21 protein-coding genes are annotated in these 22,295 nt (G+C 59.5%); 14 read left to right on the top strand and 7 right to left on the bottom strand.

The window, feature by feature from the left end; genetic code table 11:
• Positions 1-340: 340 nt before the first annotated feature.
• From fdxA to J4721_RS00290, 4 genes are all read right to left on the bottom strand, one after another.
• Positions 341-679, bottom strand: a complete 339-nt coding sequence (fdxA, locus tag J4721_RS00305) for a ferredoxin FdxA (RefSeq protein ID WP_014873843.1) — start codon at positions 677-679, stop codon at positions 341-343.
• 64 nt (positions 680-743) lie between these two features.
• Positions 744-1,115, bottom strand: coding sequence for an RNA-binding S4 domain-containing protein (locus J4721_RS00300; RefSeq protein ID WP_199538316.1), 372 nt, complete (start codon positions 1,113-1,115; stop codon positions 744-746).
• Between the two features lie 25 nt (positions 1,116-1,140).
• Positions 1,141-4,158: a helicase-related protein gene (locus J4721_RS00295; protein ID WP_211001843.1), complete on the bottom strand. Its 3,018-nt coding sequence runs from the start codon at positions 4,156-4,158 to the stop codon at positions 1,141-1,143.
• Positions 4,159-4,199: 41 nt separating this feature from the next.
• Positions 4,200-4,769, bottom strand: a complete 570-nt coding sequence (locus J4721_RS00290) for a tetratricopeptide repeat protein (protein ID WP_211001842.1) — start codon at positions 4,767-4,769, stop codon at positions 4,200-4,202.
• Positions 4,770-4,867: 98 nt separating this feature from the next.
• Between J4721_RS00290 and J4721_RS00285 the strand changes: the two genes are divergently transcribed.
• From J4721_RS00285 to J4721_RS00275, 3 genes are all read left to right on the top strand, one after another.
• Complete coding sequence (locus J4721_RS00285; RefSeq protein ID WP_211001841.1) at positions 4,868-5,155, top strand: SCP2 sterol-binding domain-containing protein; 288 nt, start codon at positions 4,868-4,870, stop codon at positions 5,153-5,155.
• Entirely contained in the window at positions 5,155-6,117 is a 963-nt protein-coding gene (locus J4721_RS00280) for an alpha/beta hydrolase (RefSeq protein ID WP_211001840.1), read from the top strand. Before J4721_RS00285 ends, J4721_RS00280 begins: the two co-directional genes overlap by 1 nt.
• A gap of 143 nt (positions 6,118-6,260) precedes the next feature.
• On the top strand, positions 6,261-8,105 hold the full coding sequence (locus J4721_RS00275; protein WP_102874684.1) for a M3 family oligoendopeptidase: 1,845 nt from the start codon (positions 6,261-6,263) through the stop codon (positions 8,103-8,105).
• A gap of 70 nt (positions 8,106-8,175) precedes the next feature.
• Here the strand turns inward: J4721_RS00275 and J4721_RS00270 are convergent, their stop codons facing one another.
• Positions 8,176-8,445, bottom strand: coding sequence for a DksA/TraR family C4-type zinc finger protein (locus J4721_RS00270; protein ID WP_014873836.1), 270 nt, complete (start codon positions 8,443-8,445; stop codon positions 8,176-8,178).
• Positions 8,446-8,739: 294 nt separating this feature from the next.
• Here J4721_RS00270 and J4721_RS00265 point away from each other — a divergent pair, with 294 nt between their 5' ends.
• Together J4721_RS00265 and J4721_RS00260 are read left to right on the top strand one after the other, a co-directional pair.
• Positions 8,740-9,354, top strand: a complete 615-nt coding sequence (locus J4721_RS00265; protein WP_211001839.1) for a glutathione S-transferase family protein — start codon at positions 8,740-8,742, stop codon at positions 9,352-9,354.
• A 51-nt stretch (positions 9,355-9,405) separates the two neighbouring features.
• Positions 9,406-10,002, top strand: coding sequence for an SDR family oxidoreductase (locus J4721_RS00260; protein WP_211001838.1), 597 nt, complete (start codon positions 9,406-9,408; stop codon positions 10,000-10,002).
• A 65-nt stretch (positions 10,003-10,067) separates the two neighbouring features.
• Here the strand turns inward: J4721_RS00260 and J4721_RS00255 are convergent, their stop codons facing one another.
• Positions 10,068-11,129, bottom strand: a complete 1,062-nt coding sequence (locus tag J4721_RS00255) for an ABC transporter ATP-binding protein (protein ID WP_027247812.1) — start codon at positions 11,127-11,129, stop codon at positions 10,068-10,070.
• 18 nt (positions 11,130-11,147) lie between these two features.
• Entirely contained in the window at positions 11,148-11,939 is a 792-nt protein-coding gene (locus tag J4721_RS00250; protein WP_211001837.1) for an IclR family transcriptional regulator, read from the bottom strand.
• 134 nt (positions 11,940-12,073) lie between these two features.
• On the opposite strand from J4721_RS00250, the gene J4721_RS00245 reads away from it, so the two are divergent.
• The 9 genes from J4721_RS00245 (at position 12,074) to J4721_RS00205 (ending at position 22,295) form a co-directional block, all read left to right on the top strand.
• Positions 12,074-13,324, top strand: coding sequence for an ABC transporter substrate-binding protein (locus tag J4721_RS00245; RefSeq protein ID WP_211001836.1), 1,251 nt, complete (start codon positions 12,074-12,076; stop codon positions 13,322-13,324).
• Positions 13,325-13,483: 159 nt separating this feature from the next.
• Positions 13,484-14,422 carry a carbohydrate ABC transporter permease gene (locus tag J4721_RS00240; RefSeq protein WP_198040766.1) on the top strand — a complete coding sequence of 313 codons (939 nt, stop codon included), beginning with the start codon at positions 13,484-13,486 and terminating at the stop codon, positions 14,420-14,422.
• Positions 14,422-15,270 (top strand): carbohydrate ABC transporter permease, encoded by an 849-nt coding sequence (locus J4721_RS00235; RefSeq protein WP_014873829.1) that lies wholly within the window; start codon positions 14,422-14,424, stop codon positions 15,268-15,270. Before J4721_RS00240 ends, J4721_RS00235 begins: the two co-directional genes overlap by 1 nt.
• Positions 15,267-17,366: an alpha-galactosidase gene (locus tag J4721_RS00230; protein WP_211001835.1), complete on the top strand. Its 2,100-nt coding sequence runs from the start codon at positions 15,267-15,269 to the stop codon at positions 17,364-17,366. Before J4721_RS00235 ends, J4721_RS00230 begins: the two co-directional genes overlap by 4 nt.
• Positions 17,363-19,078, top strand: coding sequence for an IlvD/Edd family dehydratase (locus tag J4721_RS00225; RefSeq protein ID WP_014879348.1), 1,716 nt, complete (start codon positions 17,363-17,365; stop codon positions 19,076-19,078). Before J4721_RS00230 ends, J4721_RS00225 begins: the two co-directional genes overlap by 4 nt.
• Positions 19,078-19,848 carry an SDR family NAD(P)-dependent oxidoreductase gene (locus J4721_RS00220; RefSeq protein ID WP_102876266.1) on the top strand — a complete coding sequence of 257 codons (771 nt, stop codon included), beginning with the start codon at positions 19,078-19,080 and terminating at the stop codon, positions 19,846-19,848. Before J4721_RS00225 ends, J4721_RS00220 begins: the two co-directional genes overlap by 1 nt.
• Positions 19,845-20,822: a 2-dehydro-3-deoxygalactonokinase gene (locus J4721_RS00215; RefSeq protein ID WP_211001834.1), complete on the top strand. Its 978-nt coding sequence runs from the start codon at positions 19,845-19,847 to the stop codon at positions 20,820-20,822. Before J4721_RS00220 ends, J4721_RS00215 begins: the two co-directional genes overlap by 4 nt.
• Positions 20,819-21,430: a 2-dehydro-3-deoxy-6-phosphogalactonate aldolase gene (locus tag J4721_RS00210; RefSeq protein WP_211001833.1), complete on the top strand. Its 612-nt coding sequence runs from the start codon at positions 20,819-20,821 to the stop codon at positions 21,428-21,430. The genes J4721_RS00215 and J4721_RS00210 overlap by 4 nt, the downstream gene beginning before the upstream one ends.
• A complete protein-coding gene (locus tag J4721_RS00205) occupies positions 21,420-22,295 on the top strand; it encodes an SMP-30/gluconolactonase/LRE family protein (protein WP_211001832.1) in 876 nt (291 codons plus the stop codon). Before J4721_RS00210 ends, J4721_RS00205 begins: the two co-directional genes overlap by 11 nt.

Raw genomic sequence — 22,295 nt, 5'->3', positions numbered from 1 at the left:
CCGATGTCAGGATCGGCTGGGCTGCCACAAGTCCAGGCGCGCGATGATCCGAAGACCCGCGCCGCAGACATGTCGCAGGAAAACCGCCAACAGACCCGTGCGACATGAGGCGCACAGCCAAGGCGGACATCCGTGATTGGTCATTTCCTGACTGAGTATATCACATTTTTTGCCTTACAAAAAGGCGAGGGTCCGTGAAACCTCACGGTGACGGGCTATCGGATCATAGAAAACACCGCGAAACGGACGGACCACCCCGCCTTCCTTGGCGGCAGCGCCAAGAACACCTGAGGTGAGTCGGCAGATCAAGTGCTCCGCAAGTCCCGGATAGAATCTTGGATCAGCCGCCTTCGCCCGGAGCCTCGGAGAAATATTTCTCCAACTTGCCCTCTTCGCCGTCACGCTCTTCAGCCTCGGGAAGCGGGTCTTTTTTGGAGACGATGACTGGCCACATTTCAGAATATTTGCGGTTGAATTCGACCCATTTGTCCATGTCCGGCTCCGTATCCGGGCGGATCGCATCCGCGGGGCATTCCGGTTCGCAAACACCGCAATCGATACATTCATCCGGATGGATCACCAACGTGTTCTCACCCTCATAGAAGCAATCGACCGGACAGACTTCGACGCAGTCGGTGTATTTGCAGGCGATGCAGTTATCCGTAACGACATAAGTCATGGTTGGCCGAGTCCCGTAGCTGTTTGGCTTGTAGCTAAATCACCGAAGCGCCGGCTTCAAGATGTCAAAACACACCATCCCGACGACTAAGATCAAGCGCCCTGCGCTCTTTCTTATCCGGGCGACCTTTTCCCTCGTAGCGCGGGTTGCGCGGCACGGGGTCCTGTTTTTCGGTCAAATCAAAGTACAGCGCCTGTGCCTCTGGGGCAGGTCCGCGCCGTGTTCCGAGGGCTTCGATCCGCACGGTTCGGATGATGCGGCCCTGCGGGAAGCTCAGAACGTCCCCGGAAGAGACGTTCTGAGCCGGTTTTGCAATTTTATTGCCATTGAGACGAAGATGACCACCACTGACCATTTTGGCGGACAGGCTGCGGGTCTTGAAGAACCGCGCCTGCCACAGCCATTTGTCAATTCTGATCTTCTCGCTCACCAGCATCCTCTTCAGTTTCAGCGACCGACGATCAATCGGATTGCTTCAACCCCATCAGTGCTGCGGCAAAGGGATTGTCGGGATCGATCTGCTTTTCCTTTTTCGGCGGGCGTGCCGAATAGGTCTTGCTGCCTTGATCCTGACGGCCACCCTTTTTGCCGGGCTTGCCATCGCGACCGCCGGGCTTACCGCCGCGCGGTTTGCCTTTGCCACGCGGGGCGTCGCCCCCGCGTTTGGCACCACTGCGTTCACTGCCAGCATCCTGACCACGCAGGTTGCCATTGCGGTTGCCGCCAGTCTTGCGAGCGCGGCCCCAGGTGAAGGTGTAGAATACCTCTGTTTCCTGCTCCTCGACCTTCGCATCCGCCGCATCGCCGACAGGTGTCTCGATTTCTGCGGTTTCCGGGATCGGATCCGCAGCAACCGGATCTGCCAGTTCTTCAGCCACGGGCGCGACGCCTGAGTCTTCAATCCCGGCGATCTCCGCTGGGACATCAGCGGGCGCGACGGGGTCCGCAACAACAGCATCAGTGGTTGCTGCAGTGTCAGCCTCATCCGGCGCAGCGGCTGGTGTGTTCTCCACCTGCTGAGCCGCATCCATAACAGGAACGTCAGCCTCCGGAGTGCCGGTTTCAGTAACCACGGCGTCAACGGCCTTGGCTTTCACCCGCTCGCCCTTGTCAGCCTGATAGCCAAGCCCCTGCATCAGGTCGGCAAACTGCTCAAGCGTCATGCCGGTGATCGACAGCATGTCGGCCTTGGCTTCAAAACCACCACGGCTGTCTTCGGCCCGCAACATATCTGCAAGACGTTCCAGCATATCGATACGGATCATGCGTTCGCCTGCATTGCGATAGCCGCACATGGTGTCATATCCCTGCGGTGCATCCTTGATGACCGGTACGGTCACCAAGCCAGCTGGCGGCGCATCCGGGAATTCCCCCAGACCTTCGGAAAGTGCCCAGAGCACCAGACGCAAACGGGTCGGTGCCGGCTTCAGCAGCAGCGGCATGAAGATGGTGAACTGGCCAAAACGAATGCCGTGCTTACGCAACGCGCCACGGGCATCCTGATCCAGATCCTTCACCTCTTGTGCGACGGCTCCACGCGGCAGCAGGCCCAGCCCCTCGACCATGCGGAAGGCAAAGCCACGGGCAAGGCCAGTCAGCTCTTCGTCCCGTTGCAGGTTGAGCAGCGGCTCAAACAGCGCGTTGATCTTGCGGGAGATGAAATGCTGCAGGCGACGTTCGACCTTCTGCGCGACGTCAGCCCCCGCAGCATCATCGACAAAAACCTCAATACGTGGGTTCAGTGGATCTGCGCCGGCCACCAATTTGCCGACAGCATGTTCGCCCCACATCAGGCCGCCCTGATCGGTAAAATCAATTTCAGTATCCGGCGCGTTGTAGAAACGGTCAGCCCGGAGATGGAAATGCGGTGCGAGTGCTTGCAGGGAGGCGGATTTCAGCGCCTTTGCCTCGGCGCCCTGAGCGCTCTTGTCCGGCGAGAACCGGAACCCTTCAAGACGACCAACGAATTCACCTTCGACGGTCACTTCACCCTTGTCATTCACTTCGGCCAAAAGGGCCTCCTTCTGTTTGAGCCGGCGCAAAAGCACGGATGTGCGCCGGTCCACAAATCGCTGAGTCAGACGTTCGTGCAAGGCGTCCGACAATCTGTCTTCTACAGCGCGCGTCTCTCCGCGCCAATGACTTTCATCACGTACCCAGCCGTTCCGTTGTGCAACGTAGGTCCAGGTCCGGATAAAGGCCAAACGTTTCGACAATGCGTCAATGTCGCCATCAACCCTGTCGATCCTTTTTATCTGCCGCGCCAGCCAATCGTCCGGCACAACCCCGGATCCGTGCAGATACTGGAACAAAACGCCCAAAAGGCCAGAATGTTCCGACTGAGAAATGCCGCGAAAATCGGGAACCCGGCAAACATCCCAAAGCAGTCGCACAGAGGGGGCATTGGTCGTCCGCGCCAGAATTTCATCCTGCTGGGAAAGCGATTTCAATGCGATAAGATCATCCGCTTCGCGTGCGCGAACCAAATTCTGATCCTCCGGCGCTGATTCGAGAGAGCGGATCAGCGCCTCCACAGTGCCAAATTGAAGCTTGGAGGAGCGCCAGTTCAGCTTTTTAAGCGGCGTGAACCGATGCTCCATAATGGCCTGCGCCACGCCATCCTCCAGCGGCGGCGCATCGCCGGTTACCCCGAAACTGCCGTGGCTCATGCCGCGCCCTGCCCGTCCCGCAATCTGCGCCAGTTCATTGGGCGCCAGCTGCCGCATCCGGCGCCCGTCGAATTTGGTCAGCGAGGAAAAGGCGACGTGATCAATATCGAGATTGAGCCCCATGCCGATCGCATCGGTCGCAACCAGATAGTCCACCTCTCCATTCTGGTAGAGCTCCACCTGAGCGTTCCGCGTTCGCGGACTGAGCGCGCCCATGACCACCGCGGCGCCCCCCTTTTGGCGGCGCAACAGCTCAGCGATTGCGTAGACATTATCGATGGAAAATCCCACAATTGCTGTGCGCGCGGGCATTCGGCTGAGCTTTTTTGAACCTGAATAGACCAGATCAGAGAGCCGCTCGCGGCGCAGGAACTGGACACCGGGGACCAGTGCTGCAATCGGTCCGCGCATGGTATCCGCCCCCAGAAACAGCGTCTCCTGCGTGCCGCGCGCGCGCAACAGCCGGTCGGTGAAAACATGGCCGCGTTCCGGGTCTGCGCAGAGCTGGATCTCATCCACCGCCAAAAAATCACAGCCCATGCCCTCAGGCATCGCCTCAACCGTGCAAATCCAATACTGCGCGCGGGGCGGAACGATGCGTTCTTCCCCGGTGACCAGCGCCACCACGGATGGGCCACGGGCCGCCACGACCTTGTCATAAACCTCCCGCGCCAGAAGCCGCAGCGGAAATCCCATGACACCGGTGCGGTGTCCCAACATGCGTTCGATCGCATAATGCGTCTTGCCGGTATTGGTCGGTCCCAAAACCGCCAGGACCCGGGCAGTCCCGGAACTCTGCATGCCTGTCATGATATCGCCCTCAACGCCCGAACCGCGTTCACTTGCCCGTTTTACAGCTCTCTGCCTTCAACCGTGGTCTTCAGCCGGTCGAGCGCGTTGGTTATCGCCTCGTGATGCGGATGTATAGCCTGCGCCCTTTTGTAGGCCTCATAGGCGTTCTGCGGATCATTGAACTGTTCGAACATCGCCCCCAGCGCAAAGATCGCGTTGTAGTCATTGGGGTTCAACATCAGCGTTTGCTCCAGATCAGCCACCGCTGGCCCAAAAAGCCCCGCAGTAAAATAGGCCCGCGCGCGTTCATACCAGCCAGTAGCAAATCCGGGCGCATGATCCGTCAGCGCTGTCAGGTGCTCGATAGCAATGCGGGTGTCGCCCCGCTCGAGCGCGTCTTTGCCACGTTTCAGCAACAGGTCCATCGCCGGAGACCCACTGCTGCCCCAGAGGGCCTGTAACGACCTGTCCAGACCGATCGCCTCGTCCGGATCAGCCTGGGCCAAGGCCGCAAGCAATCCGGCCTCATCCGCAGGGGACTCCGCGCGCGCCTGCAAAGGCACGGAAAACAGGACTGTCAAAGACGTTGCCGCCACGATAGCTTTGAGATTGGAGAATTTTGCAACCATGATGGGTTAAGTGTAACCGCGCAGCCCGCGTTTTCCAGAGCCGGGGAGCCTTCCCTCACATAAAATTGCGGGCTGCGGATCAAATATGAGGACTAAACATGAGCGAAACGCTGACCCAAGCAGCAGAAACGCTGAACGAAAAAATGGACGGCGGCTTTGATGGCTCCGCCAAATTCGACATCACCGGGATGGGCACGATCATGCTCGACCAGAATGGTGCGCGCGTCGCAGACGAAGAAGCAGAAGTCACCATGACCGCCGATGCCGAGACGTTCCAGTCGATCATCGAAGGGGATTTGAACCCCACCACAGCTTTCATGAGCGGCAAGCTGACCATCGATGGTGACATGAGCACCGCGATGAAGCTGGCATCGGCAATGGCCTGATGGACGCGCACCTGATGGATCTGACCCCCGCCCCATTCTTTGCCGATATCGCGCGAGGACCCGACGGTGGGCAGGCTCATTGGGTGACCACCAGCGATGGCCTGCGCATCCGCGTGGGCCATTGGCGCCCGGATGGTGCCCAAAAAGGTACGTTGCTACTGTTTCCGGGACGCACCGAATATATTGAGAAATACGGCGCGGCCGCCCAGGACCTGGCCAATCGCGGCTATGCCACTCTGGCGGTTGACTGGCGCGGTCAGGGGCTTGCTGACCGGCTGCTGCCCGAGCGCCTTCTGGGCCATGTTGTTGCGTTTAGAGATTTTCAGAAAGATGTCGACGCGGCTGTAGATCTGGCCGAGCGGCTGGCGTTGCCAAAACCCTGGTTTGTACTTGGGCACTCCATGGGCGGGGCCATTGGGCTTCGCGCCGTGATGGAGGGGCTGCCAGTTAAGGCCTGCGTGTTTTCCGCCCCGATGTGGGGCATTCAGATTCCCCCGGCCCTACGCCCTGTGGCGCGGCTGCTCAGCGCAATGGGCGACCGGTTCGGCATCGGCGCGATGCGGACCCCGACAACCACGCTTGCACCCTATGTGCAGGCCAGCCCGTTTACAGGCAATTCGCTCACCAATGATGCAGAGATGTATCGTCTCATGCAGGACCAGCTTGCTGCACAGCCGGATCTGTCGCTCGGCGGGCCAACGGTGCGATGGTTGGGTGAGAGTTTGCGTGAATGCGCTGATCTTGCCCAATTGCCCTCGCCCGCGCTGCCCTGCATCACCTTCCTCGGGACACAGGAGCAGATCGTCAACACCGCAGCCATCCATGATCGCATGGCCCGCTGGCCCGGTGGGGAACTGGATCTGGTCGAGGGCGCGCAGCACGAAGTGATGATGGAAGGGGCTGAAACACGCCGCACCATTTTTGACAAGATGACGCGGCTGTTTGACCAATACGCCGACTAGGCTGCCCCTTCGGATAAGGCAGGCTCAGAGCGCGCTGCCTGTTGCTGGGTATAAATCACTGCGACACGCAGGGCGGTTGCTTGTGATCCCCTGCCCTCACGCTTAGATGTCGAAGCAGACATAAAACAGCCTGAGGTGCCCTGATGATCAACGCTCCCTTCCTTGACCGCGACCTGATGCGAGACGTCAACGCCAATGCTGCAGGTGGGGCCGGGCCGGATGGGCTGGGCAATCTGCCCGAATGGGACCTCAGCGATCTCTATACCTCCGAGAATGCGTCTGAGCTGGAACGGGACCTGGCTTGGCTTGACGGGGAGTGCGCCAGCTTCGCCGCCGATTACGAAGGTAAGCTGACTGATCTGGACGCTGATGGTCTGCTCACCTGTGTGCTGCGCAATGAAAAAATCAATGCGATTGCTGGACGGATCATGTCCTTTGCCGGATTGCGTTATTACCAGCTGACCACGGACGCAGGCCGGGCGAAGTTCATGTCCGACATGCAGGAGAAGATCACCATCTTCACCACGCCGCTGGTGTTCTTCACACTGGAGATCAACCGGCTTGAGGATGCTGTGTTGGAGAGCCACTTCGCCGCCAACAGTGATCTGGCCCGCTATAAACCGATCTTCGACCGGATCCGCGCAATGAAACCCTACCAGCTATCGGATGAGCTGGAGAAATTCCTGCATGATCTCGGTGTGGTCGGGGATGCTTGGGAGAGGCTGTTTGACGAGACGATTGCCGGTCTCACCTTCACCGTGGATGGCGAAGAGCTGAACATTGAGGGCACGCTCAATCTCCTGACTGAGCAGGACCGCAGCAAGCGTGAAGCCGCCGCGCGGGAGTTGGCGCGGGTTTTCTCCGACAACATCAAGATCTTCGCCCGTGTTCACAACACCCAGGCCAAGGAGAAGGAAATTCTCGACCGCTGGCGTGGGATGCCGTCGCCGCAAATGGGTCGCCACCTCTCCAACCACGTCGAGCCGGAGGTCGTGGAGGCACTGCGCGAAGCAGTGGTTTCGGCCTACCCCAAGCTGTCGCACCGCTATTATGAGCTGAAGCGCAAATGGCTGGGGCTGGACCGGATGCAGGTCTGGGACCGCAACGCGCCGCTGCCGATGGAAACCTCGCGTACCGTGAACTGGGACGAGGCACGCAAGATGGTGATGGATGCCTACAGCGCCTTTGACCCCCGCATGGGCGATCTGGCCGAGCCGTTTTTCGACAAGGGTTGGATTGATGCCGCCGTGAAACCGGGCAAGGCGCCCGGCGCATTTGCCCACCCGACCGTGACCGACGTGCACCCCTATGTGATGCTGAACTATCTCGGCAAGCCGCGCGACGTGATGACCCTTGCGCATGAGCTGGGGCACGGCGTGCATCAGGTGCTGGCGGCCGATCAGGGTGAGATGCTATCTTCAACACCGCTCACACTGGCTGAGACTGCCTCTGTCTTTGGCGAGATGCTGACCTTCCGCAAGATGCTGGAAAACGCCAAGGATAAGACTGAGCGCAAGATCCTGCTGGCAGGCAAGGTCGAGGACATGATCAACACCGTCGTGCGCCAGATCGCGTTTTATGATTTTGAGTGCAAACTGCACGCCGCCCGCGCCGAGGGGGAACTGACGCCAGACGATATCAACGCGCTGTGGATGTCAGTTCAGGCCGAAAGCCTTGGCGAGGCCTTTGACTTCATGGAGGGCTATGAAACCTTCTGGACCTATGTGCCGCATTTCGTCCACTCCCCTTTCTACGTCTACGCCTATGCCTTTGGCGATGGCCTCGTGAATGCCCTCTATTCGGTCTACGCCGAGGGGGCTGAAGGATTTGAGGACAAGTACTTCGAGATGCTGAAGGCCGGCGGATCCAAACACCACAAGGAACTGCTGGCGCCCTTTGGCCTTGATGCTTCTGATCCCACGTTCTGGGACAAGGGGTTGAGCATGATCTCCGATATGATCGACGAATTGGAGGCGATGGAGGACTGATCCTCACGCATACCACCGGACGAAGAAAGGGCGTGGTCAATCGGCTGCGCCCTTTGCTTTTTGTTGGCGGTTATTTGAGCTGGCTATCCTTGCTGCCACGCCGGTTAATGCCGCCCCGCGCGCTGTAGGCGCTGTCGCGATCCTGCTGGCACTCAATACAGAGCTTTACCCCCGGAATGGCCTTGCGGCGGGGCTCCGGAATTGGTTCTTCGCAATCCGCGCAATGGGTCAGGCTCTCACCGACGGGCGCAGGCCGAGATTTAAGCCGCGCCAGTTCATCGCTGATTGAAGCCTCGATTTGCTCGCTCACCGCGCCATCGCGCGCCCATCCTCCGGCCATGGTCCGTCTCCTCTCGTAGGGTTACATCCTATCACATCCGGCAGGCATATGCTGCAATTGCCACCTGACGTGATGCGATAGCTATGGGTGAAACACCTCACTTGACCCACTGGTTCCGGTCTCTGGTTGCACCGAAGCGCAACAGCGGCTGGGCATCTGGAACAAAAACACCGCCCAGACCGTTGCATACACGACGGCGGCAAAAAGGCTGCCGTTCCTTTAGCGACCGAGCTCTGGTGGCCTACCCGCCTTCCAGCCAAACCAAGACCGCCCCCCTGCAAGGAGACGCCGCCCATGCTAATGATACATTGCCTCGCCTACTCGCGCGCAATCCGCCTGATCTGGCTGATGGAGGATCTGGGGCAGCCCTACACTGTCGTAACCTATGATCGCACCGCTTCCTTCAGAGCGCCGGACAGTCTGGCCAAAGTACATCCGTTGGGCAAATCACCCGTGATCGAGGATGGCGACACAATGATCGCGGAATCCGCGACCTGCCTGCGCTACATTTCCGACCAGTATGGTGATACGCAGCACCACCCCTCTCCCGGGACCGCAGAAGCGGTGCACCACGACGAATTGCTAGACTATGTCGAAAGCTCCTTTGCCGAAGTTGCCATGGGCGTACTACTGCCTGTCCTGAAGAGCGAAGAGGCCGGTGATGAGGCCAAACGTGCCATGGCTCAGCACCTTGACTATCTCACCCAGAACCTCCCGGAACAGGGGCTGCTGTTTGGGGACACCGCCACTCTGGCAGATATCCAGTTTTCGTACATCCTTGCCAATCTGGCAGCGATTGGTGCGCTAGAGGACGCGCCTCGGGTGGCGCGCTACTGGACCGATCTGCAGAAACAGCCTGGCTATCAAGCCGCAGTGGCCAAGGTGGGGCCAATGGCTCCGTCTTTCTGAGCCGCCAGCTACTGCCCACCAAAATCTATCACTCGAAATGAGGAGACCACCATGCAAGTTCTCGTAGCCGGTGCCACTGGCAATACTGGTCGCCGTGTCGTTGAAAAACTCCAGCGCCTCGGCCACCACCCCATCGCCCTGATCCGCGAAGGGTCGGACACAAGCATCCTGCCGCGGGGCACAACCACCCGGCACGGCGACCTTACGGATTTGCCCGCGGAGGCCTGCAACGGATGCGATAGCGTTGTTTTTGCAGCCGGATCCGGCGGTGACACCTCGGCGGAAATGACTGAGAAGGTAGACCGCGATGGTGCAAAAGCACTGATCGATCTGGCAAAGCATGCGGGCGTTTCCAAATTCGTCATGCTCAGCACCATCGGCGCGGATAATCCCAAGCCGGACAGCGACCTTGCCTATTATTTGCAGGCCAAACATGACGCAGATGAACACCTGATGCGGTCGGGACTGGACTACGCAATCCTGCGCCCGGTTCGCCTAACTGATGGCGATGGCAGCGGCGACATGCTTTTTGGTGAGGAAGTCGATCCCGAGGGCATCGCCGCGCGCGGCGATGTTGCTGCAACTCTTGCAGATGCAGTCAGCAACCCGTCGTGGACAGACAAGGCCGCACGGATGCAGTCGCTGTAATCATTTTGGATCGGCCAAAAACCACAAAAAGCCCCGGTGCGCAGCAGCCCGGGGCTGATTCCTCACTACCGCAGGCGCTGCTCTGTCGCCCCGTCGAAGATGTATGCATCCGCATCGTCAAAGCCCAAGGCAACCGCCGTTCCCTCCGGTAAGGCTTCGTCACCGCGGGTTTCAACAATGAGCTTTTCACCGGTTGGCGTGCTCAGGTAGTCGTAGGACACACCGCCAAGACGCTCCCTGAGGTCCAGAACCAAGCTGCTGTCCGCAGCTGTCACGCTCAGATGCTGTGGGCGCAGACCCAACAGAACCTTGCTGCCATCTGCTGGCAGGGCCACGGAGGTCGCAACACGGCGGTTCTCAAGCGCGGGCACAACGACGCCGTCCCCCTGCACGGTGCCTTCAAGGAAGTTCATGCTGGGTGAGCCGATAAAGCCCGCAACGAAACGGTTATCAGGATCTGCATAAAGCTCCATCGGGCTGCCGACCTGCTCCACACGTCCGGCACGCAGCACCACAATTTTATCCGCCAGTGTCATCGCTTCGACCTGGTCATGGGTCACATAGATCATCGTCGCGCCGATTTCCTTGTGCAGGCGAGCGATCTCGACCCGCATGTCGACCCGCAATTCGGCGTCAAGATTGGACAGCGGTTCGTCGAATAGAAACACCTCAGGCCCCCGCACAATCGCACGGCCAATCGCAACCCGCTGACGCTGACCGCCTGACAGGGCCTTGGGCTTGCGTTTGAGATAGTCGTCCAGCTTCAGGATACGGCTGGCTTCGGTCACTTTTTCCCGGATCTTCTCCTTGGGGTGACCGTTCATCTTCAGTCCAAAGCCCATGTTGTCCTCCACCGTCATATGCGGGTAGAGCGCGTAGGACTGGAAGACCATCGCAACGCCGCGATCGGCCGCGTCAAGGCGAGTCACCTCCCGTTCGCCAATATGAATATTACCGCTGCTGGTTTCCTCCAGCCCGGCAATCATCCGCAACAATGTCGATTTCCCGCACCCCGACGGGCCAACGAAGACACAAAATTCGCCGTCGTCAATGCTGAGATCCACATCATGGATCACCTGCACATCTCCATATTTCTTGACGGCCTTGGCCAAAGTGACCCCTGTCATGCGTCTTCTCCCCTTGGGTTAACTTGGAAATTGCCAGGTCTCGGCAGCGGTTGCGATGTCCTTGGCAGTTTGCAGCAGCGCCGGACGCAGGGCTGTCAGCCCCTCCAACGACTGGCGTTGCACAGATGATGTGATCGACAACCCGCCCATGACCTTACCCGCCTCCGACAGGATCGGCGCGGCGATGCAGATGATACCCGGTTCATGCTCTTCTCGGTCAAAGGCCACGCCATCATGGCGGATCTCGGCAAGCTCGGTCAGCAGCGCCTCAGGTGTCGCAAGGGTGTGAGCGGTGTGGGCAAAAAACGCTTGCCTGCGAATCGCGTCGGCCTGCGCCTCGGCAGACAGATGGGCAATCATTGCCTTGCCAACACCGGTGCAATAGCCCGGCCCGATCTTTCCTGCCTGGCTGAACATCTCAATCGGCGTTTCTGCATTGCGCTTGTCGACATAAAGCACCTGCCCGCGATCAAGCTGCGCCAGATGAATGGTTTCCCCGACATCAGCAGACAGCTGATCCAGATAAGGACGTGCCACAGGTGCAAGTGCGCTTTGCCGCCAAGCCGCGTGGGCCAGCCGCACCAACCGCAGGCCCGGCGCGTATGTCTGGTGGGTCTCGTCGTAGGACAACATCCCCTGATTGGTCAGGGTCTGGACCAGCCGGTAAAGCGTTGCTTTCGGATGAACGGATGCGGCCAGCACCTCGCCAAACCGCATCGGACGGCCAGCCTCGGCGATCTGATCCAGCACCGCAAGCGCCTTGCCGACGGTCCCATCCGCCTCTCGTGATTGGGGCGCAGCTTTCGCCATCACTGTCCTTTCCCTGGCCGAACCCGGCCGATGTAACTGTTGACATCCTTAGCTGGGTTCGGTCATAGTTTCAATAGTTGGAATTTGGTTCCATTATATGAAACCAAACAACCTACGTCAACAGGGAGGACGTCATGAAGACTTTGAAAGGAACGGTTGCGGGTCTGGCTCTCAGCCTTGGCCTGGCCACCGTGGCACAGGCTGAATTGAGTGGCACGCTCAAGATTTTTTCGGACATGTCCAATCCTGCGCCCCGCGCAGTGATGGAACAAATGGCTGAGGAATTCGACGCAATGCACCCCGATCTGTCAGTCGAACTGACCGTGATCGACCGCGAAGCCTATAAGACACAAATCCGCAACTTCCTGTCGGCGAATCCGCCGGATGTGGCCAACTGGTATGCCGCGAACCGCATGCGGCCCTACGTCTCTGCAGGTCTTTTCGAAGATATAAGCGACCTATGGGCAGAGCCTGAAATCGCCGATGCGCTGGCCTCCACGAAAGGCGCGATGACGCTGGATGGTAAGCAATGGGGCGTGCCCTACACTTACTACCAGTGGGGCGTTTACTACCGTGAAGACATCTACAATGAGCTCGGCCTTGAAGAGCCCAAGGACTGGGAAACCTTCAAGTCGAACTGCCAGAAGATCCTCAATTCGGGGCGCAAATGCTTCACGATCGGCACCAAGTTCCTGTGGACCGCGGGCGGCTGGTTTGACTACCTGAACATGCGCACGAATGGGTATGACTTCCACATGGCGCTGACCAACGGCGAAGTCGCCTGGACCGATGACCGCGTGAAGCAGACCTTCGCCAACTGGCGCGAACTGATCGACATGGGGGCCTTCATCGACAACCACCAGTCCTACAGCTGGCAGGAAGCCCTGCCGTTTATGGTCAAGGGGGAGGCCGCAGCCTATCTAATGGGCAACTTTGCAGTGGCGCCGCTACGCGAGGCAGGTCTGGGCACCGATCAGCTGGACTTCTACCAGTTCCCCAGCATCAACCCCGATGTTGAATTGGCAGAAGACGCGCCGACGGACACCTTCCACATTCCTTCCGGTGCGCAGAACAAGGAAGCTGCGCGGGCATTCCTGCGCTTCGTCGTGTCAGCTGACAATCAGACCAAGATCAATGGCGGCGCAGCCCTGGGTCAGTTGCCGGTCAACTCAGGCTCCTCCGTCGATGATGACGAGATGCTGAACCAGGGGTTTGAGATGCTGTCGTCCAATTCCCCGGGTGGCATTGCGCAGTTCTTTGATCGCGACGCGCCTGCCGAAATGGCCTCGATCGCTATGGAAGGGTTCCAGGAGTTCATGGTGTTCCCGGACAACTTGGATGACATCCTGAACCGACTGGAGAAGGCACGCGCGCGCGTCTACTGAGTGCGGTCATTTTCCCCAAAAAGCAGCGAGGCCGACAGTCGTCGGCCTTGCCGCCCTCGCGATTTCGCGACGCCCTGACAACATATCGCTGTCCGTCTGTCGAGATCCGTGACCGAACCAAATTTTTGACGACAACAAGGGAGATTTCCCGTGGCTGAGATGAACCTCGCTCCAGAAACCGGATCGTCTGCCACCTCACCCGGTGCCAGTGAAAGTTGGCTTAGGCGCAACCGGCAGGCCCTTGCGCCTTGGCTGTTCCTCGCGCCCGGGGTGATCTTCTTTCTGTTCTATGTGATTTTCCCAATTTTGCAGAGCTTCAACCTGTCGTTCTACCGCTGGGACGGTCTGGGGGATCCGCAGTTCATCGGGATGGAAAATTACCGGGAATTGATGGATGATCGCGCATTCGAGGTGTCTCTCTGGAACAATCTCAAATGGCTTCTGCTCTATCTTCTGGCGATCCCGGCCGGCCTGTTCATCGCCTTGTTCCTCAATCAGACCGTGACAGGTATCCGCCTCTACAAATCATTGTTCTTCTTTCCGTTTGTGATCAGCCAAGTGGTTGTCGGGTTGGTGTTCAGCTGGTTCTATGACCCCACATTCGGCCTCCTTAATCAGGTGTTGGGCTGGGTTGGGCTTGGCCCGATCAATGTACTGGGCGATCCAACGCTGGTGACCTATGGCATTATCGTTGCTGGCCTCTGGCCCCAGACGGCCTATTGCATGATCCTCTACCTGACTGGCCTCAATGCGGTTGACCCCGAACAGGTCGAGGCCGCGCGTCTGGATGGCGCAAAAGGCGCCAAGATGCTGTGGTATGTGATCATCCCGCAGCTGCGTCCGGCGACCTTCGTGGCGTTTGTCGTAACCATCATCGGCGCGCTGCGCAGCTTTGATCTTATTTCTATCATGACCAACGGCGGCCCGTTTGGTTCAAGCCGGGTGCTGTCGTTCTACATGTTCGAAAAAGCCTTGTCCGAATATGGCTTCCGTATGGGCTATGGCGCCGCAATTGCCGTGGTGCTGTTCCTGATCATGCTCTGCTTCATCGCCTATTTCCTGTGGTCCATGTACCAAGACGACAAAGGGGGCCGCTGATGTTTCCGAAACCCATCCAGAACAGCTCGCGCGCGTGGCAGACAACCTATCAGGCGCTGGTCCCTGCTGCCCTTGTCATGTGGCTGCTGCCGCTGATCGCTGTGGCCATCTTCTCGATCAAACCAGAGGCCGATTTCACCACCGGGAACTACTGGGGCGTGCCCTCCTCCTTTGAGGGGCTCAGCAATTATGGCCGAGTCTTCTTTGGCTCCGACATGCCGCGCTACCTGCTGAACTCCGTTCTGATTACTGTACCAACCGTGATCGGTGCAGTTGCCCTGTCCTGTATGACGGGCTTTGCGCTTGGCGTGTATAAATTCCGCGGCAATCTGTTGCTGTTTTTCATGTTTGTTGCTGGCAACTTCGTCCCATTCCAGATCCTGATGGTGCCAGTGCGCGATCTGACGCTGGACATGGGGCTCTACAACACAAAAACCGGCCTTGTTCTGTTTCACATTGCCTTTCAGACCGGGTTTTGCACGCTCTTCATGCGCAACTTCATCCGCGCCCTGCCTTTTGAACTGATCGAGGCGGCCCGCGTCGAAGGGGTCGCGGAATGGCGGATCTTCTGGTTTGTGGTGCTGCCCCTGATGAAACCCGCAATTGCGGCGCTGAGCGTACTGATCTTTACCTTCATCTGGAACGATTATTTCTGGGCGGTTGTCCTGACTCAGGGCGCCGAGAGCCAGCCGGTGACAGCAGGCATCACCTCTTTCAACGCGCAATACCGAGCGGCTTATCATCTGATGAGCGCAGGCAGCATCGTCGCGGCCCTGCCGCCGGTTGCAATGTTCTTCCTGATGCAGCGCCACTTTATCGCCGGTCTGACCCTGGGGGCCGTGAAGTGAGCACGGTGAGAGATATCCGCTGTTGGACACTTCACGATCAGAGGCAAAGCCTGATCCTCGCCGCCCATGGCACAGATCTGGCGGAGGTCATTTACTGGGGGCCGCGCCTGCCCGACGGCACCGATCTGGAAATGCTTGTTGCCGCCGCGCACATGGATGTGACGGGGGGGATGCTGGACGCCGTGCCGCCGCTGTCGATCTGCCCCGAGGCGCGCCGCAGCTTCCCCGGCCAGCCCGGCCTGTCACTGACGAACAGCGCAGGCGAGGCGCTGTTGCCCCGCTTCACCTTTGAACGTGCCGAGGAAGATGATCAGACCCTCACCCTTCTGTATCACGATGCGAAAAACGGGCTGCGCTATCGCGCGCGGTTCGAGCTGACGCTCGCAACAGGCATGATCCGCGCGACGGCCTCTCTCACGTCAGAGCAGCCAGTCAGTGTGAACTGGCTCTCTGCACCGGTCTTTCCGGCACCTCAGAACAGTCACGAGATGATCGATTTCCACGGCCGCTGGATCGGAGAGTTTCAGACCAGCCGCACGCCCTGGAGCGTTGGCGCGCGCCTCAGGGACAACCCCACAGGGCGCACCGGGCATGAGCATTTCCCCGGTCTGATCGTGCCCTGCACCGGTGCCACGAACAGCCAAGGATCTGCCTATGCCCTTCACTACGGCTGGTCTGGTGGCCATAAAATGCTGGCAGAGGAACTGCCCGACGGGCGTCGCCAGATCCAATGGGGCCATGCGACCAGCAGCCGCCGCAGCCCCGGCACCCAGTTTAAGACCGCACCGCTCTATGCCGTGTTCTCGGATCAGGGGATCAATGGCTGCGCCATTGCCTTCCAGCGTCATCTGCGTGACAAGATCCTCCAGCCCCCCGCCCCTGCGCGCCCGCGACCGGTGCATTACAACTGCTGGGAAGCGGTCTATTTCGACCATGATCACGCTACGCTCTGCGATATTGCAAGCCGGGCTGCGGCACTAGGGGCAGAGCGGTTTGTGCTGGATGATGGCTGGTTCGGCAGACGGGATGACGACACCACATCGCTCGGCGATTGGTCCATTGACAGACGCAAATACCCCGATGGGCTGATGCCTCTGATCAACCACGTCCACGCAGAAGGCATGACATTTGGCATCTGGTTTGAACCGGAAATGATCAACCCGGACAGCGATCTGTTTCGCACCCATCCTGATTGGGTTCTGGGCGATCCTGATCAGGTCCTGGGGCGACAGCAGATGGTGCTGAATATCGCGCTGCCAGAGGTTCAGGCCTATCTCTACGAGCGCATCTCAGCCGTACTTGCCGACCATCCTATCGACTATGTGAAATGGGATCACAATCGCGTCCTCCCGGAACCAGACAGCGCGCAGGCCGAGGCGATTTATGTGCTCTTTGACCGGCTGCGGGCAGACTTCCCTACGGTGGAGTTTGAAAGTTGTTCATCAGGCGGCGGGCGTATTGACTTTGGCATCCTGTCGCGCACCCACCGCGTCTGGCTCTCTGACAGCAACGACCCGCTTGAGCGATTGCGCATCCAGCATGAAGCGGCGCTTTTCCTGCCGATGGTGGTCACCGGCAGCCACGTAGGCCCCCGAAAATGCCACACCTCTGGCCGGGAGACAGACATCCGCCTGCGCGCCTGGGTCGCGGCGCAGCGCCACATGGGGTTTGAAATGGACCCGCGCGAGCTGACCGAGGAGGAAGCAGACGTCCTGCGCCAGGTTACCCGCTGGTGGAAAGGCAATCGTCACTGGACAGAGCGGGCGGATATTCTACGGCTCGACAGCGACGATCCTGCGGTCATTGCGGAGTTGCAGCGCGCGGAGGATGGCAGTCGGTTCGTCGCCTTCGCCGGGCTGAGCGCGGCCAGTGCCCAGATCCTGCCCCGCCCTCTGCGCCTGACCGGGCTGGAGCCGGGTACACTGTATGAAATCAGCCTGCTGAACCGCGACGATGCCCCCGGCCTGTCGCGTGGCTCGCCGCTCCTGAAAACCGAAACCGCCCGTCTCAGCGGCCAATATCTGATGCACCAAGGGATCACCCTGCCCTGGACCTTCCCGCAGTCGATATGGGTGATTGAAGGAACACGCCTATGACCAAAGACAGACGAAATCGCGCCTGGTACGGCAAACTGGACAAAGACGGATTTATCCACCGCAGCTGGATGAAAAATCAGGGCTTTCCCGACCATGCCTTTGACGGTCGCCCGATTATCGGAATTTGCAATACGTGGTCCGAACTGACGCCCTGTAACTCCGGCCTGCGCGATCTCGCCGAAGGGGTGAAGCGCGGCGTGTGGGAAGCGGGCGGCTTTCCTGTTGAATTCCCGGTCATGTCGCTGGGCGAAACCCAGATGAAGCCGACCGCAATGTTGTTCCGCAATCTCCTCGCGATGGATGTGGAAGAGTCGATCAGGGCCTACGGCATCGATGGTGTAGTCTTGCTCGGCGGCTGTGACAAGACCACGCCTGGCCAGCTGATGGGCGCCGCATCGGTCGATCTGCCCGCCATCGTGGTCAGCTCTGGTCCGATGTTGAACGGCAAATGGCAGGGCAAAGATATCGGCTCCGGCACAGATGTCTGGAAGTTTTCCGAAGCCGTGCGCGCGGGGGAAATGACGCTACAGGACTTCATGGCGGCAGAATCAGGCATGAGCCGGTCCAAGGGCGTGTGCATGACCATGGGCACGGCCTCCACTATGGCGTCCCTCGTCGAAGCGATGGGGATGAGCCTGCCCACCAACGCCGCCCTGCCCGCAGTGGATGCCCGTCGCATGGCGCTGGCGCATCTCACCGGCAAGCGGATCGTCGAGATGGTAGAGGAGGATATCAAACCGTCCGACGTGCTGACCCGCGAGGCCTTCGTCAACGCCATCATGGCCAACGCAGCGGTTGGCGGCTCCACCAATGCGGTTGTCCACCTTCTGGCGCTGGCTGGCCGCGTTGGTGCAGAACTGTCTCTGGACGATTTTGATCTGGGCAGCGACATCCCCCTCTTGGTGAACTGCATGCCCTCAGGCAAATATCTGATGGAAGATTTCTGCTATGCGGGCGGCATGCCTGTCGTGCTGAAGCAACTTGCCGATAATGGGCACCTGCGCAGCAACACCACCGTTCTGGGCGGCGATATCTTGGCCTATGCCGAGGGTGCCGAATGTTTCAACGACGACGTCATCAAGAGCTTTGACGAACCCGTCAAACCGGCAGCGGGCCTGCGTGTTCTGCGCGGCAATCTTGCGCCCAACGGGGCCATCGTCAAACCCTCAGCCGCGACCGATCATCTGCTGGAGCACGAAGGCGTCGCCCATGTTTTTGAGACCATTGAGGACATGAAAGCCAATATTGACCGCGACGATCTACCGGTGACCAAAGACAGCATTCTGGTGCTGAAAGGCGTCGGCCCCAAAGGCTATCCCGGCATGCCCGAGGTCGGTAATATGCCGATCCCCCGCAAACTGGTGCGCGAAGGCGTGCGTGACATGATCCGCATTTCCGATGGTCGCATGTCCGGTACGGCCTTTGGGACAGTTATTCTGCATGTCTCGCCAGAATCACAGGCTGGCGGCCCCCTTGGTCTGGTGCAGACCGGCGACCGGATCCGGGTCAGTGCAAAGAACGGCACGCTTGACCTTCTGGTTTCGGAGGAAGAGCTGACCGCGCGCCGGGAGGCCTGGCAGCCAGAGCCGCTGCATTACACGCGCGGCTATGCAAAACTCTATGTCGACAGTGTCCTTCAGGCTGAAAAAGGCGCTGACCTTGATTTCCTCGTGGGCAAAGATACCCGCCCCGTCACACGGGAGAGCCACTGATGAGCGATACTGCAATCTTTCCGGACCTGAAGGGCGCATCAGTTTTCATCACCGGTGGCGGTTCCGGCATCGGGGCCGCGCTGAGCGAAGGGTTTCTGCGGCAGGGCGCAAGGGTTGCCTTTGTCGGACGCTCTGACGCCTCTGGCTTTGTTGACCGCATGGAAGCCGAGACTGGCAACCGGCCCCTGTTCATTCAATGCGACATCACCGATATTCCGGCGCTGAAAGCGGCTATTAAGCAGGCAGCAGAGGCACATGGCCCGATCACCACACTGGTGAACAACGCCGCCAACGATCAGCGCCATGCCACATTGGATGTGGACGAAGAGTTTTGGGATTGGGCGCAGGCGATCAACCTCAAAGCCTATTTCTTTGCCTGTCAGGCCGTATTGCCGGGGATGCAGGCTGCCGGGGGCGGATCGATCGTCAACTTCACCTCCATCAGCTACATGATGGGCAACAACGGCTACCCCGCCTACACCACCGCAAATGCAGGTATTAACGGGATGACCCGGAGCCTCGCACGTGAGTTCGGGTCCGATCGCATACGGGTCAATGCCTTGGCGCCGGGGTGGGTGCTGACGGATAAGCAGCTTGATCAATGGGCAACGCCCGAGGCGCTTGCAGCCCATCTGGAACGCCAGTGCCTGAAGGACCATCTGGCGCCTCAGGATATTGTCGGCTCCACTTTGTTCTTGGGCTCTGCAACAAGCCGCATGGTTACCGGCCAGACTCTGGTGGTGGACGGCGGGGTTGTGGTGACGGGATGACAACACCGCCCGATCTCCTGCCTGAGAAGACACCAGACACATCTGCACCTGTATGGATAGCGGCGGATTGGGGAACAACCCAGCTGCGGCTATGGGTGATGGATGCCCAAAATCAAGTGATTGACCGCATCACCTCTGACCGCGGCATGTCGCGTCTACGTCCGCAGGACTATGAACCGACACTGCTGGGCCTGCTTGGTGGTCATCTGACACCTGATGACTACAGCGATACCGATCCAATCCCAGTCATCTGCTGCGGGATGGCAGGCTCCCGTCAGGGCTGGGCAGAGGCCCCTTATGCCGCCGCACCCTGCCCCCCGCCGGGAATAGCCGAGGCGACCCGACCGGTGATACAGGACAAACGCCTGACCGTTTACCTGCTACCCGGCATCAAGACGACCGAGCCGGCGGATGTGATGCGCGGGGAAGAAACCCAGATTGCGGGGTACCTTGCACAAGACGGCAATCAGACCGGGCCTCAGGTCATTTGCCTGCCCGGCACCCACAGCAAATGGGCCAAACTAGATCAAGGCCGGGTCATCAGCTTCTCGACCTTCATGACCGGCGAGATGTTTGCCCTTCTTCGCGGGCAATCCGTGCTGAAACACTGCGTGTCTGAGGAAGGTTGGGATGACACCGCTTTTACGCAGGCCATCACCGAGACTCTCGCAGCTCCGGCAGGGATCGCGGCACAGCTGTTTCGTCTGCGCGCAGATGCGTTGCTTTCCGGCCAGCGGCCAGAAACCGGCAGGGCACGTCTCTCGGGTCTGTTGATCGGGGCCGAGCTTGCCGCGACTGAAAATTACTGGTCACACAAATCCGTCACCATCCTGGGCACCGACACACTGGCCCGTTGCTATGAAACAGCCCTATCCGCGCTGGGGTGTACACCCCAGCGCGTTGATGCCGAAACCCTGACCCTTTCCGGCCTCTGCGCCGCCTATGACCAATTGCAAAAGAGCCGAACCCCATGAGCCGAAATATCATCGCCATCCTGCGCGGTCTGCGTCCCGAAGAGGCACGCGCCATGACCGACGCCCTGATCGCTGCAGGTATCACCAAGATCGAAGTGCCGCTGAACTCTCCGCACCCTTACGACAGTATCGCCGCCATGCTGGATCAGGCGAAGGGGCGCGCCACAGTCGGTGCAGGCACTGTGCTCAACACCGATGCGGTTGCTCAGCTCTCAGCCATGGGGGCACAGATGGTGATCTCGCCCGACTGCAATCCGGATGTGATCCGCGCTGCCAAAGCCGCAGGCATGTTGTCCTATCCGGGGGTTTTCACCGCATCAGAGTGTTTTTCGGCTCTCCGAGCCGGGGCTGATGGTCTGAAGTTCTTCCCTGCCTTCAAACTGGGGCTGGACGGTTTTTCTGCGCTGAAAGCGGTCCTGCCCGCTGATGCTGAAACCTACGCAGTTGGCGGTGTCGGGCCTGCAGATTTTGCCGATTGGCAAAAGGCGGGCATTACCGGTTTTGGCATCGGGTCCTCTCTCTACAAACCCGGCCGCTCGGTCGAAGATGTCGCCCGCCTCGCCGCAGAAACCGTTGCCGCCTATGACGAGGCCTTTGATGGCAGGTGAACCAACAACAATCCACGCGGCGGTGGCGCAGGTCTTCAGCGAAACCCGCTGTACCCTTGGCGAAGGTCCGCTGTGGCACCCAACCCGCAGGCAACTGTTCTGGTTTGATATCCTCGAAAAGCGGCTGCTCAGCGTTGCTGGGGGCAAGGAGATCATCTGGCAATTTGATGACTGCGTGTCCGCCGCCGGGTGGGTCGATGAGACGACCCTGATCATGGCCAGCGCCCGAGCGCTTTGGCGGTTTGATATCGAAAGTGGCGCGCGGACCCATCTGATAGATCTGGAGGCGGATCAGCCCCTGACGCGCTCGAACGATGGCCGGGCAGATCCCTGGGGCGGCTTCTGGATCGGGACAATGGGCTACAATGCGGAGTTCGGCCTCGGCGCGATCTACCGTTACTATCGGGGCGAGCTGCGCCAGCTGGTTGCGAGCCAGACCATCACCAATGCGATCTGTTTTGCCCCGGACAAATCATTCGCCTATTTCGCCGACACCAAGACTGGCAAGATCATGCGTCAGCCGCTTGCTGCCGAAGACGGATGGCCGATAGGCGCGCCATCAGTATTTATCGATCTTAGCGGCGAAGATTTCGGCCCAGATGGCGCCATTGTCGACGCAGAAGGCCGGTTCTGGAACGCGCAATGGGGGGCAAGCCGTGTTGCCATCTACACCCCAACGGGGGAGCTGACAGAGATCTATTCGGTCCCGACCGCGCAGGCCTCCTGCCCCGCACTTGGTGGGGAGTCCCTGTCATACCTGTTCATCACCACCGCCGCAGACGGGTTGGATGATCCGGCAGCGGGCAAGACCTACAGCATTCAAACGACGGCCAAAGGCCAGCGCGAACATCGCGTCATTCTCTGA

The sequence above is a fragment of the Phaeobacter sp. HS011 genome (genome assembly GCF_018101215.1).
GTDB classification, from domain to species: Bacteria; Pseudomonadota; Alphaproteobacteria; order Rhodobacterales; family Rhodobacteraceae; genus Phaeobacter; species Phaeobacter inhibens.
Note: the sequence above shows the minus strand (reverse complement) of the source record. Positions and strands in the feature narration are given on the sequence as shown.

What these genes read in the sequence shown, in the direction of transcription:
- fdxA (WP_014873843.1), bottom strand. Translation starts at nt 679, where the DNA reads ATGACTTATGTCGTTACGGATAACTGCATCGCCTGCAAATACACCGAC.
- J4721_RS00300 (WP_199538316.1), bottom strand. Translation starts at nt 1,115, where the DNA reads ATGCTGGTGAGCGAGAAGATCAGAATTGACAAATGGCTGTGGCAGGCG.
- J4721_RS00295 (WP_211001843.1), bottom strand. Translation starts at nt 4,158, where the DNA reads ATGACAGGCATGCAGAGTTCCGGGACTGCCCGGGTCCTGGCGGTTTTG.
- J4721_RS00290 (WP_211001842.1), bottom strand. Translation starts at nt 4,769, where the DNA reads ATGGTTGCAAAATTCTCCAATCTCAAAGCTATCGTGGCGGCAACGTCT.
- J4721_RS00285 (WP_211001841.1), top strand. Translation starts at nt 4,868, where the DNA reads ATGAGCGAAACGCTGACCCAAGCAGCAGAAACGCTGAACGAAAAAATG.
- J4721_RS00280 (WP_211001840.1), top strand. Translation starts at nt 5,155, where the DNA reads ATGGACGCGCACCTGATGGATCTGACCCCCGCCCCATTCTTTGCCGAT.
- J4721_RS00275 (WP_102874684.1), top strand. Translation starts at nt 6,261, where the DNA reads ATGATCAACGCTCCCTTCCTTGACCGCGACCTGATGCGAGACGTCAAC.
- J4721_RS00270 (WP_014873836.1), bottom strand. Translation starts at nt 8,445, where the DNA reads ATGGCCGGAGGATGGGCGCGCGATGGCGCGGTGAGCGAGCAAATCGAG.
- J4721_RS00265 (WP_211001839.1), top strand. Translation starts at nt 8,740, where the DNA reads ATGCTAATGATACATTGCCTCGCCTACTCGCGCGCAATCCGCCTGATC.
- J4721_RS00260 (WP_211001838.1), top strand. Translation starts at nt 9,406, where the DNA reads ATGCAAGTTCTCGTAGCCGGTGCCACTGGCAATACTGGTCGCCGTGTC.
- J4721_RS00255 (WP_027247812.1), bottom strand. Translation starts at nt 11,129, where the DNA reads ATGACAGGGGTCACTTTGGCCAAGGCCGTCAAGAAATATGGAGATGTG.
- J4721_RS00250 (WP_211001837.1), bottom strand. Translation starts at nt 11,939, where the DNA reads ATGGCGAAAGCTGCGCCCCAATCACGAGAGGCGGATGGGACCGTCGGC.
- J4721_RS00245 (WP_211001836.1), top strand. Translation starts at nt 12,074, where the DNA reads ATGAAGACTTTGAAAGGAACGGTTGCGGGTCTGGCTCTCAGCCTTGGC.
- J4721_RS00240 (WP_198040766.1), top strand. Translation starts at nt 13,484, where the DNA reads ATGAACCTCGCTCCAGAAACCGGATCGTCTGCCACCTCACCCGGTGCC.
- J4721_RS00235 (WP_014873829.1), top strand. Translation starts at nt 14,422, where the DNA reads ATGTTTCCGAAACCCATCCAGAACAGCTCGCGCGCGTGGCAGACAACC.
- J4721_RS00225 (WP_014879348.1), top strand. Translation starts at nt 17,363, where the DNA reads ATGACCAAAGACAGACGAAATCGCGCCTGGTACGGCAAACTGGACAAA.
- J4721_RS00220 (WP_102876266.1), top strand. Translation starts at nt 19,078, where the DNA reads ATGAGCGATACTGCAATCTTTCCGGACCTGAAGGGCGCATCAGTTTTC.
- J4721_RS00215 (WP_211001834.1), top strand. Translation starts at nt 19,845, where the DNA reads ATGACAACACCGCCCGATCTCCTGCCTGAGAAGACACCAGACACATCT.
- J4721_RS00210 (WP_211001833.1), top strand. Translation starts at nt 20,819, where the DNA reads ATGAGCCGAAATATCATCGCCATCCTGCGCGGTCTGCGTCCCGAAGAG.
- J4721_RS00205 (WP_211001832.1), top strand. Translation starts at nt 21,420, where the DNA reads ATGGCAGGTGAACCAACAACAATCCACGCGGCGGTGGCGCAGGTCTTC.